We start from the raw sequence: 15,765 nt of genomic DNA, 5'->3' as shown, positions 1-15,765 counted from the left end.
TCGGAGACTCTTCGGGATGGGCGAAGAGGGCGGGGAGCCAATCTACGTACAGGCTCAAGGCCTCAGGTTGGGACGGCTTCCCCGGTTCACTCTTCATAAATTCCCTTTATCGCAATCCCTTGTCAATTCCTGGGAACAGAACATACAAGGTTGGGTTACCAACAGTGGAAAAGTTTCAGGTGGGCGGCCACGCAGATGGCGGTGACCCAACATGACCGCCGAATGTTGGGTTGCCCACAGTGGCTACCCAATCGACGTTGCTGCGTTTCAGCTAACGAGGTTCGTGATGACCAAGCTCAAGTATATCTATTGGCAAGATGACAATATGTGGCTGGGGTATCTTGATGAATACCCCGATTACATGACGCAGGGAGAAACACTTGAGGATTTACAGGAACACTTGCGGGACATTTATCAAGAACTTGGTAGTGGTACCATACCATCGGTTCGCCATGCCGGAGAGCTTGCAGTCGCATGAAAAGACGCGATCTGATCGCCAGGCTGCAACAAATGGGTTGCATCTTAATACGGCATGGCGGTCGGCACGATTGGTATCAGAACCCGCAAACCCGAGAATCTCAGCCGGTCCCACGGCATATTGAGATCAATGAATATCTCGCACAGACTATTCTCAAGAAATTAAGCTGAATACGACTTGCCATTTAGAGAGCAATATTCGTTTTTTGCGAATGAGCGCCGTCGGTTGGGCAGCCGCCGGTGGAAATGTTTCAGGTTGGGTGGTAATGCAGATGGCGGTTATTCAACATGACCGCCGAATGTTGGGTTGCCAGCAGCGGCAATCCAACCTACGCAGGCTCTATCCCTACCGCGACACCGGTTTTCTCCCATGTGAGATGATGCTCAGGACTACTTTTTTTAGGTGATACGATGGAATACAGACAAGAAATAGATGGTCTCAGAGCTTTGGCTGTACTGCCGGTCATATTTTTCCATGCAGGCGTTCAGTCGTTTAGCGGCGGCTTCGTAGGCGTCGATATTTTCTTCGTCATCAGCGGTTACCTTATTACGTCGATCATTTTTTCCGAGCTTGAACAAGGAAAGTTCTCAATAACACATTTTTATGAACGAAGGGCACGACGGATTCTACCAGCACTCTTCATCGTGATGCTAACCTGCTTAATTGCAGGATATTTCACATTAATGCCAGACGAATTCAAGAATCTCGGGCAGTCAGTTGTGGCCACAACTCTGTTCTCCAACAACATATTGCTAGCTATTACTAGCGGCTATTGGGATCTCGCTAGCGAGTTCAAGCCCCTACTTCATACCTGGAGTCTTGGCGCTGAAGAGCAATATTACATTATCTTTCCAGTTCTTGTATTATTGCTTTGGAAATATAAAAAACTACGAAACAAAATTATTCTTTTGTTTGCCGCAGCATTAATAGTTAGTTTGCTGCTCGCCATTTATTTAACCAGCACTTCACCGAAATGGGCGTTTTACATACTGCCGACCAGGGCATGGGAAATTTTATTAGGCGCAATTACCGCCATTTACTTAAGAAATAACACAATCAACATCAAGCCGCGCGCTTCCGAGTATTTAAGTATTATCGGGGTATTTTTTATTGGCACATCGATAGCATTATTTGACCAGAACTACCCATCACCAAGCTATTTCATGCTACTACCAACAATTGGTGCTATTTTAATTATTATTTTTGCCCGCAAAGGGACGCTCACCCACTTGATCTTAAGCCAGCCCCTGATCGTACTACTCGGGCTGATTAGCTATAGCCTCTACCTATGGCATCAACCCGCCTTCGCATTCGCACGAATAATATCAACCGACCGACCCTCAACTTTTTTGCTCGTTTCACTGATTCCTGCAATCACGCTCATATCTTACCTCTCATGGAAATTTATTGAAAAGCCATTCCGCAACCCGAGAACGATCAGCAGATCTAACTTAGTGTTTGCCGGTGCAGGCGCATCCTTTGCGTTCATTTCTATCGGCATTCTTCTCAACAGTAACTATGGCTTTCCCGAGAGGATATTCGACGCCGGAGTACAAATATCCGACATGGACAAAAGAATCTATAATGAAAGGGTATTCGGGTACAAAAAATCAGAATTCCAATCTGCCTATGCCAAAAAAGTCCTTATCGTGGGCAATAGCTTTGCCAGGGACTTTGTTAACATGACAACTGAGAACTTCAACACCAAAGACGTCAATATAGTCTACAGAGACGATTTAGAAGAGTGCATTCTTCCATACAAAAGCGAATTATCTAAAACACTATTCTCCAAGGCCGATGTCATCGTTTTTGCGAGCGGATCATTCTCAGTCGAATGCTTAGAAGAGGATATTTCTTACTCGACCTCGCTAAACAAGAAGATCTTCTATTCCGGAACCAAACACTTCGGATACAATTTAAACTGGATCATCAGATCAAAGCCTCAAAACCGCCCAAATCAATACAACAAACTGCCGCAAGAAACATTAATGATTGAGGCCAAGATGCAAAATTCCATCCCGTCCGCTCATTTCATCTCACTGCTGCGACCAACCGTCATTCAAGGCAGTATACCAATTACCGATAACGATGGGCGAATGCTATCTACCGATAGAGCGCACTTAACAAAATTCGGCGCCATTTATTTCGGAACAAAAGCCTTAAATCAAAGCAGCTATGTAAAATTATTCGTTGCGGAACCAGATATGGATATCAGAAAGCTGGGATCGCGGTAGCGAGGTAGGATGGGTAGAACGGCCACGCGATGACATTGATCTTTTCCATCGACGCCGATTGGCCGTGAAACCCATCGAATACTGCGCCAACGCTCGATGAATGAACACGGAAAAGGTTCGCGTCGAATCGATGACCGACAAGACAAACTCATGCTGCTCAATTTTCAGAACCGTGACGGCTTCGTTTTGTTCTATCAAGCAAGACAGTTGCTGATGATGGTGGATAAAGATGCCTCCTTATCTGATTGAGATGTTCTGGAGCGAGGACGATCAAGCGTGGCTCTGCACGGCACTGGATTTGCCCGGATGCAGTGCGGCCGGGAACTCGCCGGTCGAGGCTGTTCGGGAAACGGAAGACGCCATGACCTCCTGGATGCCTGCGCGAACATGGGCAGGGATTTGCCCACTCCGCTGGCCCGGCCACAGAAAGCCGCGTGATAAAGGGATAGCTGGGGGCAAGTCCTGCAATTAAGCATTGGCCTAACAAGCGGTTAAAGAACGGCCCCCGCAGACAGCGCAATGCTCATTCTGCAAGGTCTTGCCAGCGGAGCCGCTTAACCTTGGCGTTATGAAATAGCGCTAATCTTTATATAGGTGGTCGCGTCATGATCAAAATCTTTGGGAAATGGAAAATCACGGAAATGGAACAATGGGATTTGCATTTCATTGATGCGCAAGGTCTTGGATATTTTGAATTTAAAGAAAATAATTATGGTTCATTTATGTTTGGCTATGTGGAAGGCGAAATTGATTTCAGGGAATCTGAAAGCGACAAGCAACTTGGAATTGAATATTCATGGGTAGGTCAGGATGAAATGGATGAGGCTAGTGGTCGAGGATATTTTGATCTGGTTAGTGATGATGAAATTTACGGCATGTTCTACTTTCACCAAGGAGACTCCTCATGGGTAAAAGCAAAAAGGCTGAAATAGCGGCGTAGATAATCGGCAAATCAATTCCTCCGTCAGAATATCGTCCGGTTATTTATCAGGTTGCATAGAAAAGTCCGGTAGGCTGCGCTGACGATAGGAACCGCATTGATCGCGAATCATGTGGTTCGTGCGCCCCTGGACGGTCGAACAGGTTCTCTTGACGGATGAGCATCCCGGGTGAGAATCGAATGATGTCGAATCGAGAGGAAATTCCTTCATGTTGATCAATGACCTCGACCGCGCGGGCGGTTATTGGGGCTCCGTGTATGCCTTTGCCGCCATCAAGGGGCTTCAGGTCATCATCGACGGCCCGGTGGGTTGCGAAAACCTGCCCGTGACGGCCGTTCTGCATTACACTGACGGTCTGCCGCCGCATGAGTTGCCGGTGGTGGTGACCGGACTTGGCGAGGAGGAACTTGGCCAGCAGGGGACCGAGCAGGCGATGCGCCGCGCCTATCAAACCCTGGATCCCAAGCGCCCGGCGGTGGTGGTGACCGGTTCGATCGCCGAGATGATCGGCGGGGGCGTGACGCCCGAAGGCACCAATATCCTGCGCTTTCTGCCGCGCACCATCGACGAGGATCAATGGCAGAGCGCCAACCGCGCCATCTATTGGTTGTGGACGCAGTTTGGCCCGAAAAAGGGTGTTGTCCCCCAACCCAAACCGCGCAAACCCGGCGAGCGGCCCCGTGTCAACATCATCGGCCCGATGTACGGCACCTTCAACTCGCCGTCCGATCTGGCCGAGATTCGTCGGCTGGTGGAGGGGATCGGCGCCGAGATCAATCTGACCTTCCCGCTGGGCAGTCATCTGGACGAGGTGTCGAAACTGGCGGACGCGGAGGCGAATATCTGTCTATATCGCGAGTTCGGGCGGACGCTGTGCGAGGCGCTGGAGCGTCCTTTTTTACAGGCGCCGATCGGTCTGCACAGCACGACCAAGTTCCTGCGCACGCTTGGCGAACTGCTCGGGCTGGATCCCGACCCCTTCATCGAGCGCGAGAAACACACGACCATCAAGCCCATCTGGGATCTGTGGCGCTCGGTGACCCAGGACTTTTTCGGCACCGCCAGTTTCGGCGTCGCCGCGACCGAGACCTATGCTCGCGGTCTGCGTCATTTTCTCGAAGACGAGATGGGGCTGCCTTGTCATTTCGCCTTCGCGCGCAAGGCGGGCGTCAAGCCGGACAACGATCTCATCCGTCAGACCATCCGCGACAAGACGCCGCTGATCGTCTTCGGCAGTTATAACGAACGCATGTATCTGTCCGAGATCGGTGCGCGCGCGACCTATATCCCGGCCTCTTTTCCCGGTACGGTGATCCGGCGCCATACCGGAACGCCATTCATGGGCTATTCCGGCGCGACCTATCTCGTCCAGGAGGTCTGCAACGCCCTGTTCGACGCCCTGTTCAACATCATTCCCTTGGGGACAGATCTCGATAAGGTCGACCCGACCCCGGCGCGGATGCACCGTGAACTTCCCTGGGACGAGGACGCGCGCGCGGCCTTTGATCGGATCGTCGATGCGCAGCCGGTGTTGGTGCGGATTTCAGCCGCCAAACGGTTGCGGGATGGCGCCGAGCGTGCCGCGCGCAATGCCGGCGAAGAGCGGGTGACCGCCGAGCGGGTCGTTGCGGCCCAGGGTCATTGACCGACGGGGCTTGATGCGCTGCCCCAACGATAAATGTTGGCATGACATGGGTTGTTTTGAGTCAACCGCGCCTCTCTGCTCGCTCATGGCGAGCGGTGAGCCATGGTTTCAAACCACGGTAGAGAACTGAAGGCGTCAATCCAAACGATTCTCGGCGCCGCGTCAATTATTTCCGAATGTCTGGGCCTAATCCGGCAAGGACCCTGCTATACTGTCAACCTGTATTGACATCGAATTAGGTAATGCAGACTTGACACTCGCGGCTCCCCCCGTTCCCGAGAGGAATTCCGATTTGACCCCACCGCGCGCGGTCGTCATCGGCAGCGGCTTTGGCGGCCTGGCCGCCGCGGTGCGTCTTGGGGCGCGCGGCTATCGCGTCACCGTCCTCGAACGTCTCGACGCCCCCGGCGGGCGCGCCTACGTCCACCAGCGCGACGGCTTCACCTTCGACGCCGGCCCGACCATCATCACCGCGCCCTTTCTGCTCGACGAACTCTGGAGCCTCTGCGGGCGCGTGTTCGCCGACGAGATCGAACTCAAATTGATGGATCCCTTCTATCGGATTCGCTTCGACGACGGCCGGATCTTCGATTACAACGGCGACCCCGAGGCCGTCAAAGCCCAGATCCGGCAGTTTTCGCCCGCCGACGCCGAGGGCTACGACCGCTTCATGCGCAAGAGCGAAGCCGTCTGCAAGATCGGTTTCGAACAACTCGGACACCGCCCCTTCACCGCCTGGACCGACATGGCGCGCATCGTCCCCGACATGGCGCTGCTGGAGAGCTACCGCACCGTCTACGGCATGGTCTCCAAATACATCAAAGACCCCTTCATCCGGCAAGTGCTCTCCTTCCACCCCCTGCTGATCGGCGGCAACCCCTTCAGCGTCACCGCCATCTACGTGCTCATCTCCTTCCTGGAGCGCAAATGGGGCGTGCACTCGGCCATGGGCGGCACCGGCGCCATCGTCAAGGGCCTGGTCAGCCTGATCGAAGGGCAGGGCGGCGACATCCGCTACAAAGAAGAAGTGGCCGAGATCCTCGTCCAGGAGCGCCGCGCGACCGGCGTGCGACTCGTCTCGGGCGAAGAGATCGCCGCCCCGGTCATCGTCTCCAACGCCGACGCCGCCACCACCTATCGCACGCTGCTGCCGGCGCGTCTGCGCCAGCATTGGACCGACAAGCGTCTTGCGCGCGCCAAATATTCCTGCGGGCTCTTCGTCTGGTACTTCGGCACCAAGCGCCAGTATCCCGACGTCAAGCACCACACCATCCTGCTCGGCCCGCGTTACCGCGAACTGCTCCACGACATCTTCACAGACAAGGTGCTCGCCGACGACTTCAGCCTCTACCTGCATCGCCCCACCGCGACCGATCCCAGTCTCGCCCCGGCAGGGTGCGACACCTTCTATGTGCTCGCCCCGGTACCGCATCTGGGCAGCGGAACCGACTGGGCGACCGCGGCCGAACCCTACCGTGCCCGCATCGCCCGTGCTCTCAGCGAAACGCTGCTGCCCGGGTTGGAAGATCAGCTTGCAACCTCGTTCGTCACCACGCCCCAGGATTTCCAGGACCGCCTGCTGTCCTACCATGGAGCCGGTTTTAGTTTGGAACCCATCCTTCTGCAAAGTGCGTGGTTCCGCCCGCACAACAAAAGCGAAGAGGTGGATGGTCTTTACTTGGTCGGTGCGGGGACACATCCCGGGGCAGGCGTCCCCGGCGTCCTATCGTCGGCCCGTGTCCTCGATACGGTGGTACCCGATGCCTCAACCTATGCATAAACCCAGCGACGCCGTGACCGGTCATGCCACGGCGGCGGACATCGCCGCCTGTCGCGACCTCCTGCGCGACGGCTCGCGCTCGTTCTATGCCGCCTCCTTCCTCTTGCCGCAGCGCTTTCGCGACCCCGCCATCGCGCTCTACGCCTTCTGCCGCATCGCCGACGACGCGGTCGACTGTGCCGGCGACGCGCCCGGCGCCCAAACGCGAGCGCTCGCAACGCTGCACGAGCGGCTCGACCGCCTCTATGACGGACGCCCCATCGACGATCCCGCCGATCGCGCGCTAGCCGACGTTGTGGTGCGCTTCGCGATGCCGAAGCGTCTGCTCGAAGCCCTGTTGGAAGGGTTTGAATGGGATGCCGAGGGGCGTCGTTACGACGATCTATCCGGCGTCTACGACTACTCCGCGCGGGTCGCCGGCACCGTTGGCGCCATGATGGCGACCCTCATGGGCGCGCGTTCGGCGGAACTCGTCGCCCGCGCCTGTGATCTCGGCGTCGCCATGCAGCTCACCAACATCTGTCGCGACGTCGGCGAGGATGCGCGCAACGGGCGCCTCTATCTGCCGCGGCAATGGCTGCGCGAGGCGGGAATCGACCCGGACGCCTGGCTCCGGGAACCCGTTTTCAACGCGGCGCTCGCGTCCGTGGTCCAGCGCCTGCTGCAGGCAGCGGATATGCTCTATCGGCGTTCCGACGCCGGCATCGCCGGGCTGCCGATGAACTGTCGGGCGGGCATCAATGCCGCGCGGTATCTCTACGCCGAGATCGGGCGTCAGGTCGAGCGTCAGGGACTGGATTCCGTCTCCCGGCGCGCCGTGGTGCCGGTGCCGCGCAAACTGCAACTGCTGGCGCCGATCCTGGGCACGGCGGTGCTGACGCCGCGGTATGTCGCCGCGCCCGCCTTGGCGGAGACGCACTTTTTGGTCGAGGCGGTGGTCGACGCAACTCCCCCGCACTGGCTCACGCCATCGGCAAGGCCCACGCCCGCCAATTGCGGCCTGCACCGGATCTTGGAACTCTTGGAACTGGTCGAACAACGTCAGCGTGCGTTAAGCACCCGTTGAATGGGTCAGGGATTATCATTTGGGGTCTGCGCGCACGGACCTGCGCGCGAGGGCGACGCTGACGGGCGACCGAGTACCATTTGCCCGGCGCCGCGCCATCGGCTGAGCGATGCCGAGCGAGGAACTGTGTTGAAGATCGGTTATCGTCCTGAATCGGGGGCGATGCCCATTGCAGCCCCCGCATCGGCGTCGATCAACAGGTGATCGGCTTTTGGGTAACGCCCTCGGCTACGGCACTCCTCCCAGCGCCGAATTGAGGCTACCATCAACTGCGCGGTCGCCGCCGACGTGCCTACGCTGGCAAAGGCGTGATCGAGGGGGATGCTCGACACTCGGCATCACTGGGAAAATCATCGGTGTTGACGACATCGGGCGCCCGACATTAGAGTGATCCCGAATTCTTGAAGCTGCTGCGCGTGTTTTTGGCTCTTCCCTTGGGGTCGCTTCCCGTCTCCGACTCAACCCTTCTTTTTAAACAATTCACTACACACATTTCCGCAACGAGATCGATGCTGTTTTTTGCGTAACTCGCGTTATGCATTTTTTATTCAATCAAAAAGTTGCGGATCTGTGTGCAGTTTAAGTTTTTAGATCTTCCCACAGATCAGTCTAACCTCAACTGAATCGTGGCAATCTCGCAAAATTACATTCCGCCGAGCCAGTTGAACTCTGCAGTGCTCAATAAAACGAAATGAATAAACAGCGCTAAAATGAATAGGAAACCTACCATCGCCACTAAAATGACGGAGGGGCTAAAGTACTGCCAAATCTTGTGCATGAGTTGCCTCGAATAATTGAAGCGGGATTCGGTAAATGCTACGCAAATCCCGCCGGACAGAACGGTCTAGTGTGCCTGTGGGAAATCAGAGCCAAGGACGCCAGAACCATGCCAGCAAATGCGCAAATGCAGCAACTCCGACAAAAGCGGACATGCCCTGCATGAAGAATTCATTGAATTCTTGTGCTTCTTGATCTGTCAAGCCGCTCAAACTTTTTTCTTCAGCCATGGAAATCACCTCAAGTTAGTGCGATCAACCTTGCGGCCATCACCGCAAAATCAACCAGTGATAGGGGGCATTCATGCAATCTATTCAGCGGCTAGTCAGTGGAATAGACGTTTGCTGATCCAGCGGCTGACTGCATACTAACCCTTGTGTCATTACAGCCAGGGACGCCAGAACCATGCGAGCAGGTGAGCAAAGGCTGCGATACCGACAAACGCTGACATACCCTGCATAAAAAAGTCATTAAACTCTTTTGCTTCTGCGTCGGTTAGTCCAGTCAAGCTTTTTTCGTTAGCCATTTGGTGTTGCCTCTTAGTGTCATTGTCGAGTCTTTCACACGCCGGACTGATTTTCGTCCGGAGTAGACTGAGTGATTTCTCACCCTTTTCGTGCCAGTAAACAGTAGAAACGTTTCTTGCTCACGAGTTCTACCGTACTAGCATGCCGATGAACGCGTTATTAACAGTTTACAAAAAGAGCAAACCACAACGCGCTTTTATGAATCGGTAGCATAGTGTCAGTCTAGCTTAACTTGCATGGATGTCAACCAAAATTTACAGTCGTGTCTGACAAGGCAGCCAGGCAGGCGCAAACCATGATGACGAACCGTTACGCGGATTGATTGGCAAGCGGTTCGGGCACTGCGCGCGCATCTTCAAGCCGCGCGAGCAACCATCAACCGTGTTTGTAGCGGCCGGCGTGTCCGTACAAGCCGAATCCGGTCGAAGCCAGTCTCGGTCAGCATGGCCTTCAACTCGCGCGGCGGACGGGTGCGACCACTGCCCATGGCGAGTAGATACAGACCAAAATAGGCATCCCCAACGGGTTCCGCGCCCGGCGTTTCGGACATGGGCTCGATGACTAAAAGCGTTCCGCCGGGCGGTAGGGCCGCGCGAACGGCACGGAGAATCTCGATGGCGCCATCGTCATTATGATCGAGGATGACCCGCACCAGCGAGATGATGTCGGCCCCCTTGGGAAGCGGGTCGGCCTTGATGTTGCCTCCATGAATCGAGACCCGTCCGGACATTCCGGCGTCATCGAAATGACTGGCCGCGCGCTCCACGACCGCTGGCAGATCAAAGAGCATGAGTTTGAGTTCTGGCCAGCGTTTGGCGACCTGAAGCAGGAACCGGCCTTCGCCGCCCCCAACATCCATCAGGCATTGATGCTCGCGCAGCGGATAGGCGTCGAGTGCATCCTCGGCCACGAAACCGCTCGACGCTGACATCAAGGTGCTGTATTCGGCAACCCGCTGATCTCCATCGGCGGCGGGATCGGCGGAGCCGGCATAAGACCAGTAGCGGCCGAGTTCGGTTTCGCTGAGTTCGCCGCGGAAGAGCGCGAGGGGGTCATCGAGATCATGGTAGAGCATTCGATGATGCTTGACCATGGCCGCGATTCCAGGGTTGCCGGGTAGCGCGATGCCTAGTCGGCCGAGTCCATAGCGGTTTGGACCGCGTCGCTCCAGGAGGTCGACGGCCACGGCGGCGCGCAGGAGACGGTCTGCCGCGGTTGTTGACATGCCCATTCGACTGGACAGATCGGCGGCGGTTTGAGGTCCAGCGGCAAGCTGATCGAACAGGTCGAGTTCGACACAGGCATAGAGAATTTGTGAATACACGAACCCGGCGGTGATATCGAAGAGCGCTCGGGCGCGGCGTGACGCTTCCCATCGCGTGAGCGGAAAATCTGCGGCCCAACGCTGAAATTCTGGACTTGCCAGCTTTCGGTCACGCCAAATGCGCCAACGTTCGAGGATTGAAAACTGCACTTGAATCTCACCTAATTATGGCTGTATGGAATCCATCGGCCTCAGGCAAGCGTTCTATAAATATCAGTGGAGTACGTCGCGGATACCGACGGGAGGGGAGTTGCGGTGAAAGACGAACAAGCCACCTCGGTACCCGGATTCAACTGATCTATAAATCACAGGGATGCCGAGGCGGCTAATGTCATGCCCAGCCTTGTTGTCTAGCGTCTCGAGGCGAGACGCTGCCATTTAAGGGGGCGGAGCAAGGCACTACTACTCGCTCAAAAGCGCTTATTGAGCGATGGCGGCTGGCGCTGCTTCAGGTGCGGGTGCAACCACGGCGACCGGGGTCTTCACACGGACGGAATCTTTGAAGCCATAGCCCGGCAGCGACAGGGCATAGCTGTGAACCAGCCACATCTGGACGAACAGGATGCCGAAGAAAGGCACCATCCAGGTTGCTGGATTGATCACGGTCCAGATTTTCCAATCGTCTTCAGGATGGTTCGGTGCAGGGATGTTCGGATCGGCAAACATGACAGGAACTTGCATTGGATAACTCCTTAAACTTGAGGATGTTCTTGAACAGGCGCTCTTAGAACCAGGGCTGATAGATCCAGGTCACCACATGAACCGCGGACGCGATCATCACCCAACTCCAAGTGCCATGCTTCCAATGCTCGTGGAATTCTTTTGCCTGCTCGTCAGTCAGACCTGACAGATTCGCCATTTTCACGTCAGCCATTGAAGGTGTCTCCAGTTGAAGATTAAGTAGCCGTTCCGGCCAGTGTAGGCTCGCCAATTATCCCGTTCAACGAATCACCCGACGGCGCTTTGTAAACGGTGTCTGTCTGTTTGCGATGCCTTGAGTGTTAGTTTAACCTGACATAGCTTGGTGTCAAGGTATATTTACACATGGATTGGAAGGTCGCTGACCGTGGTCGGGATTGCGTTCGGCGGGCGGTCGAGCGACCGCCCGCCGAACGTCAGCCAACCACGAGCGGGCCGACTAGATCGACGGCGGGAATCGGGTTTTCGCGCAGTTGTTCGGCGGCCAGTACGCGGTTGGCGGCCATGCGACCGGTCATGGTCGCGGCTTCCATCAAATTCGCAGGCACGTCGAGCCGGAGGAAATCGCCCGCCAGGAACAGGTTGTCGAGCGGGGTCTCCACGCCGGGGCGTCCGGCATGGTCGCCGGGCGCCCAGCGCGGGAAGTTTTTCTGCATGGTGTAGATGTCGTAAACGATCGTCGCGCCCTGGAGCGCGGGGATCAGGGCATCGAGTTCCTCGCGCATGATCCGTTTGATGTCTTCATCGGCGATCACGTTCTCTGGCTCAACCGCGTAGGCGTGAAGTTCGATGACCGATCCCTGATGGCGCCGCGCCCAATCCTCGTATTGCGGCTGCAACTGGGAGTAAATCGCGATCGAATCGGTGAAGCGATAACCGCTGGTCGTATAAAAAGGCACGTCCAGCGGCTCGATGGCCCGATCCAGCCAGATCCGCCAGACAATGTAAGGGTCGGCCACGCCAAGCCGGTCCACGCTTTGAACGAAGGCGTTGTCCGAGAGCGTCGATTGAGACACGATTTCTTTCAGGCCCGGCACATCGCAGGCGAGCACGAAGTAGTCGGCCTCGATCTCGGTGCCCGAAGCGCGCGCGGTAATGCTGACGCGATCCCCCTCCGGGGTGGCGTCCATGGCGACGAGCGGAATTTGGGTGGGGCCTTCGGTTGGCGCGCCGCGGCGATCGTATTTGGCGCCATGACAGGGACAAGCGAAGCCGCCGGTTGTCGGATCCTGGCCGACCGGGCAACCCATGTGGGTGCAACGCCCCGAGATGGCTTGGACCTCGCCCTGCTCGTCGCGCTTGAGATAGTAGAGATCCGAGGGGCTACCCCAGAAGGGGGTCCATTCGCGTCCGATCGCGGCGGCCTCGACGTGGTGCGTCTGCGCCTGGATCTCTCCGGGCTGCTTGAGTTCGAGTTTGGCGAGACGGCCATCCACCTCGACCAGGCGCTGTACTTCGACCCCCGCCATGATCTTGCCGCCCATGGCGATCAGCCGTTGTGTCAGCGGCGTGACGACCGAGGTCATGGCGTCGTCGATGGTCTGGTCGTAACCCATGCCATCGGGGTTGCCGAGGAAGAAAAAATGGAAAAACTTGATCCCCTCGGCGGTGGAATATTGATGGAATTGGTTGAAGGAGGTGTGGGCAAAGGGCTCGATGATGGTGTCGACCATCGGCTGGTTGATGTCGCGACAAAAGGTTTTAAAGTCGATCCCATCGAGCCGCTCGAAGGTGTGTTTTGGGTCGTAGCGCATCAACTCATACAGCTTTCCGCGAGGATTGTTGAAGTCCAGGATCGAGACCGACTTTGCCTGATTCACGACCGCCAACAGATTGAACGGGAAGAGGGTGGTGGTATTGGTGAAGCTCTCGCTTTCCTTGTCCTTAAAAAGGATCGGATAGTCATTGACCGGCTTGAAATTTCCGCGCAGGCCGAGTTCATCGAGTAGGCCATTGAGGTTGTAATACTGATTGAAAAAGCCATGAAAACCGTGCTCCGTGGCCATGGTCTCGCCATTGACATCAACGTCCCAGCCAGTGAGCCGGCCACCCAGGTTGGTGGAGCGCTCCACCAGGGTGACGTCGAAGCCGCGTTTGAGCAATTCGTAGGCGGCGGCCATGCCCGCCAGGCCGCCGCCGACCACCGCGACGCGGGTCGGTGTCGCGGGCGTCAGCGGTCGCGTGTCATTGTCGGCGGCGGCAAAGGGGAGGGTGGTGCGTCGCGGCTGGATCGCGAAGAGGCCAAGGGTGCCGATGGCCGTGCTACCGAGCGCGGCGAGTCCGACATTGGTGAGAAAACGACGACGTTTCATGAGTGGTGATCTCGACTTCAAAAAGGCGCGGGTTGTCGGCGGACGGAGGGCCGATCGCTCGCGAGACGAGCGATCAGTCGCGAAGCCGCTGACGATATGGATCGAAAAACGCATGCCATACTGGACGCGGTTTAATCTAGTGTAAACTGAACTTTCATTGAATCGCGCTGATAGTCGTCAAGTAAGATTCAGGATCGACAGGGTTGGACTTGTGCTCGGCGAAGTTGTCGTGTTGCAATGTCTTCGTGTTCAGGCCCCATGGTCCAGGTGAGGTCAAAACAGCCATGACGCCGTTGCGTCATCCATCGCATGCGAAAATCAAAGGGGATACAGCGAGATGAAGGCGCCCTCCAATACACGTATGGACGCGGACTATCTGCTGGTCGGTGGCGGTCTGCAAAACGCCCTGATCCTGCTGGCGTTGGCCGAGCGTCAGCCCGAGGCGTCAATCCTGCTGCTGGAGCGTGAAGACGCCTTGGGCGGAAACCACATCTGGTCCTTTCAGACGCTGGATCTTCCCGCCTCCGCCATGGGTTGGGCGGCTCCGCTCATCGAATACCGCTGGCCGGGTTACCAGCTTCACTTCAGGGAGTCCTCGCGTTGGGTCGAGGGCGTTTACAGTTCCTTGAGTTCGGAGCAGCTGGATCGGGTGGTTCGTCAGGTCGCCGCCACGCGCGCGAACATTCGCATCCAGACCGGCGCCACGGTGGCAAGTTGCGACGCCTGCAGCGTCACCCTGTCGGATGGTCGTGTCCTCCATGGCCGACTCGTGGTCGATGCGCGCGGACCGGACAATGGCGCACGTCGCGGCGGCGGTTATCAGAAATTCGTTGGACTGGAGTGTCGTCTGCGCCAGCCGGTGTCCATGTCAGCCCCGATCCTGATGGATACGCGCTGCGCTCAACGGGACGGGTTTCGCTTTCATTATGTGCTGCCATTCGCCGAGGATCGGGTGCTGATCGAGGACACCTATTTTTCGAACGATCCTGCCCTGGACGTTTCGACATTGCGCGACGGAATTGTCGCCGAGGCGGCTGGCTTGGGCTTCGAGATCGAGAGCGTGCTGCGCACCGAGGTTGGCGTGCTGCCGATGCCGTCGTTCAGCACCTTCAGTTCACGACATCGGGGGCCGCTGCAGGGAGGCTATGCCGGCGGCTGGTTCAATCCGGGCACGGGATATTCGCTAGCTGCCGCCGCACGTTTGGCCGAGCATCTGTCCAGCGTTCCGATCGACGCGGTCTATGGTCCGGCCTGGCGCCGTCTCGTGCGTCATATTCGTGTCCAATCGCACTTTCTTGCCTTTTTGAACCTGCTCATGTTTGGCTTCTTCCACGACGCGCAGCGTACCAAGCTCATGGAGCGCTTTTATCTGCTGCCGGATGACGTGGTTCACCGTTTTTTCGCCATGGAGACGACTCTCGTCGATATGTGGCGGATTATGTGGGTAGGCGCTCCATGGACACCGAAAGGATGGGGCAAGCGCGCCGCCTGTCCATCGGATTAACTCGCGTCCATGGATGCTTCGCGTTCCCCTAACGCTCGCGGCGCGGTGATCAAGAAGATTCGCCGCGTCGTGCCGTGGTTCATTCAGAAAAAACCAGTCGATGATCTTCAGCGGAATAAAAGACGTCTCAGTACAGGCGTAAGGGCGTCGTAGTGCGTCTTGATGTACAAATGTGGAAGCGGGAAGCGTTGCGGTAAAAGCGCTTTGACTCGAAGATGTCCGACCGATTGGCGCGAATGAGGGAATCGGTTGGGGATCAACCTGACGGTCACTATTTCTTACAAAACTTCGGGCGGTGCGCCGCATGCCGCGATGGCAATGGCGACGTCCGCCCAAACGAGGCGTCGAGGTCTTACTGAGCCAGCGGCGCGGGAGCGACGACGGCGACAGGCGCGGCAACGCGCACGGAATCCTTGAAGCCATAGCCCGGCAGCGACAGCGCGTAGCTGTGAACCATCCACATCTGCACGAAGAGGAT

17 protein-coding genes and 1 pseudogene are annotated in these 15,765 nt (G+C 56.7%); 9 read left to right on the top strand and 9 right to left on the bottom strand.

From position 1 onward, the window contains the following. The first annotated feature begins 286 nt into the window (after positions 1–286). From CCR95_RS18480 to CCR95_RS18450, 8 genes are all read left to right on the top strand, one after another. A complete protein-coding gene (locus tag CCR95_RS18480) occupies positions 287–478 on the top strand; it encodes a type II toxin-antitoxin system HicB family antitoxin (protein ID WP_201097198.1) in 192 nt (63 codons plus the stop codon). After that, positions 475–648: a type II toxin-antitoxin system HicA family toxin gene (locus CCR95_RS18475; RefSeq protein WP_201097196.1), complete on the top strand. Its 174-nt coding sequence runs from the start codon at positions 475–477 to the stop codon at positions 646–648. The genes CCR95_RS18480 and CCR95_RS18475 overlap by 4 nt, the downstream gene beginning before the upstream one ends. Before the next feature lie 240 nt (positions 649–888). After that, positions 889–2,712 (top strand): acyltransferase family protein, encoded by a 1,824-nt coding sequence (locus tag CCR95_RS18470; protein ID WP_201097195.1) that lies wholly within the window; start codon positions 889–891, stop codon positions 2,710–2,712. Between the two features lie 96 nt (positions 2,713–2,808). After that, positions 2,809–2,961 carry a hypothetical protein gene (locus CCR95_RS24970; protein WP_207188678.1) on the top strand — a complete coding sequence of 51 codons (153 nt, stop codon included), beginning with the start codon at positions 2,809–2,811 and terminating at the stop codon, positions 2,959–2,961. A 356-nt stretch (positions 2,962–3,317) separates the two neighbouring features. Then, a complete protein-coding gene (locus tag CCR95_RS18465) occupies positions 3,318–3,644 on the top strand; it encodes a hypothetical protein (RefSeq protein WP_201097193.1) in 327 nt (108 codons plus the stop codon). 217 nt (positions 3,645–3,861) lie between these two features. Continuing rightward, entirely contained in the window at positions 3,862–5,298 is a 1,437-nt protein-coding gene (bchZ, locus tag CCR95_RS18460) for a chlorophyllide a reductase subunit Z (RefSeq protein WP_201097191.1), read from the top strand. A 250-nt stretch (positions 5,299–5,548) separates the two neighbouring features. Further along, complete coding sequence (locus CCR95_RS18455; protein WP_201097183.1) at positions 5,549–7,078, top strand: phytoene desaturase; 1,530 nt, start codon at positions 5,549–5,551, stop codon at positions 7,076–7,078. Next, complete coding sequence (locus CCR95_RS18450) at positions 7,071–8,144, top strand: phytoene/squalene synthase family protein (RefSeq protein WP_242523332.1); 1,074 nt, start codon at positions 7,071–7,073, stop codon at positions 8,142–8,144. The genes CCR95_RS18455 and CCR95_RS18450 overlap by 8 nt, the downstream gene beginning before the upstream one ends. 140 nt (positions 8,145–8,284) lie before the next feature. Here the strand turns inward: CCR95_RS18450 and CCR95_RS26445 are convergent, their stop codons facing one another. From CCR95_RS26445 to CCR95_RS18410, 8 genes are all read right to left on the bottom strand, one after another. Further along, the gene (locus CCR95_RS26445) at positions 8,285–8,476 is read right to left on the bottom strand and encodes an ISAzo13-like element transposase-related protein (protein WP_201097179.1); all 192 of its coding nucleotides are present in this window, start codon (positions 8,474–8,476) and stop codon (positions 8,285–8,287) included. 311 nt (positions 8,477–8,787) lie between these two features. Next, the gene (gene pufA, locus CCR95_RS25945; RefSeq protein WP_201097177.1) at positions 8,788–8,922 is read right to left on the bottom strand and encodes a light-harvesting antenna LH1, alpha subunit; all 135 of its coding nucleotides are present in this window, start codon (positions 8,920–8,922) and stop codon (positions 8,788–8,790) included. Between the two features lie 85 nt (positions 8,923–9,007). Further along, positions 9,008–9,151: a light-harvesting antenna LH1, beta subunit gene (gene pufB / locus CCR95_RS18435; RefSeq protein WP_201097175.1), complete on the bottom strand. Its 144-nt coding sequence runs from the start codon at positions 9,149–9,151 to the stop codon at positions 9,008–9,010. A gap of 152 nt (positions 9,152–9,303) precedes the next feature. Then, positions 9,304–9,447 carry a light-harvesting antenna LH1, beta subunit gene (gene pufB / locus CCR95_RS18430; RefSeq protein ID WP_201097173.1) on the bottom strand — a complete coding sequence of 48 codons (144 nt, stop codon included), beginning with the start codon at positions 9,445–9,447 and terminating at the stop codon, positions 9,304–9,306. A 356-nt stretch (positions 9,448–9,803) separates the two neighbouring features. Beyond that, positions 9,804–10,928, bottom strand: a complete 1,125-nt coding sequence (locus CCR95_RS18425; RefSeq protein ID WP_420825670.1) for a methyltransferase — start codon at positions 10,926–10,928, stop codon at positions 9,804–9,806. A gap of 264 nt (positions 10,929–11,192) precedes the next feature. Then, a complete protein-coding gene (pufA, locus tag CCR95_RS18420; RefSeq protein WP_201097169.1) occupies positions 11,193–11,453 on the bottom strand; it encodes a light-harvesting antenna LH1, alpha subunit in 261 nt (86 codons plus the stop codon). Positions 11,454–11,496: 43 nt separating this feature from the next. Next, positions 11,497–11,646 (bottom strand): light-harvesting antenna LH1, beta subunit, encoded by a 150-nt coding sequence (pufB, locus tag CCR95_RS18415; protein ID WP_201097167.1) that lies wholly within the window; start codon positions 11,644–11,646, stop codon positions 11,497–11,499. 241 nt (positions 11,647–11,887) lie between these two features. Then, positions 11,888–13,783 carry an FAD-dependent oxidoreductase gene (locus CCR95_RS18410; RefSeq protein WP_201097165.1) on the bottom strand — a complete coding sequence of 632 codons (1,896 nt, stop codon included), beginning with the start codon at positions 13,781–13,783 and terminating at the stop codon, positions 11,888–11,890. A gap of 337 nt (positions 13,784–14,120) precedes the next feature. On the opposite strand from CCR95_RS18410, the gene crtY reads away from it, so the two are divergent. Further along, on the top strand, positions 14,121–15,287 hold the full coding sequence (gene crtY, locus CCR95_RS18405; protein ID WP_201097157.1) for a lycopene beta-cyclase CrtY: 1,167 nt from the start codon (positions 14,121–14,123) through the stop codon (positions 15,285–15,287). Between the two features lie 352 nt (positions 15,288–15,639). Here crtY and CCR95_RS25500 read toward each other — a convergent pair. Continuing rightward, positions 15,640–15,765: pseudogene (locus tag CCR95_RS25500) on the bottom strand (light-harvesting antenna LH1, alpha subunit); the annotation flags it as partial.

This window comes from Thiocystis minor (genome assembly GCF_016653465.1).
Lineage (GTDB): Bacteria > Pseudomonadota > Gammaproteobacteria > Chromatiales > Chromatiaceae > Chromatium > Chromatium minus.
This window is presented reverse-complemented; position numbering and strand designations above follow the sequence as displayed.

Bases quoted from the DNA above. Each gene is read 5' to 3' on its own strand.
- CCR95_RS24970 (WP_207188678.1), top strand. From the start codon at position 2,809: ATGAATGAACACGGAAAAGGTTCGCGTCGAATCGATGACCGACAAGAC.
- CCR95_RS18450 (WP_242523332.1), top strand. From the start codon at position 7,071: ATGCATAAACCCAGCGACGCCGTGACCGGTCATGCCACGGCGGCGGAC.
- pufB (WP_201097167.1), bottom strand. From the start codon at position 11,646: ATGGCTGACGTGAAAATGGCGAATCTGTCAGGTCTGACTGACGAGCAG.
- CCR95_RS18480 (WP_201097198.1), top strand. From the start codon at position 287: ATGACCAAGCTCAAGTATATCTATTGGCAAGATGACAATATGTGGCTG.
- CCR95_RS18410 (WP_201097165.1), bottom strand. From the start codon at position 13,783: ATGAAACGTCGTCGTTTTCTCACCAATGTCGGACTCGCCGCGCTCGGT.
- crtY (WP_201097157.1), top strand. From the start codon at position 14,121: ATGAAGGCGCCCTCCAATACACGTATGGACGCGGACTATCTGCTGGTC.
- CCR95_RS18465 (WP_201097193.1), top strand. From the start codon at position 3,318: ATGATCAAAATCTTTGGGAAATGGAAAATCACGGAAATGGAACAATGG.
- pufB (WP_201097175.1), bottom strand. From the start codon at position 9,151: ATGGCTGAAGAAAAAAGTTTGAGCGGCTTGACAGATCAAGAAGCACAA.
- pufB (WP_201097173.1), bottom strand. From the start codon at position 9,447: ATGGCTAACGAAAAAAGCTTGACTGGACTAACCGACGCAGAAGCAAAA.
- pufA (WP_201097177.1), bottom strand. From the start codon at position 8,922: ATGCACAAGATTTGGCAGTACTTTAGCCCCTCCGTCATTTTAGTGGCG.
- CCR95_RS18475 (WP_201097196.1), top strand. From the start codon at position 475: ATGAAAAGACGCGATCTGATCGCCAGGCTGCAACAAATGGGTTGCATC.
- pufA (WP_201097169.1), bottom strand. From the start codon at position 11,453: ATGCAAGTTCCTGTCATGTTTGCCGATCCGAACATCCCTGCACCGAAC.
- bchZ (WP_201097191.1), top strand. From the start codon at position 3,862: ATGTTGATCAATGACCTCGACCGCGCGGGCGGTTATTGGGGCTCCGTG.
- CCR95_RS18470 (WP_201097195.1), top strand. From the start codon at position 889: ATGGAATACAGACAAGAAATAGATGGTCTCAGAGCTTTGGCTGTACTG.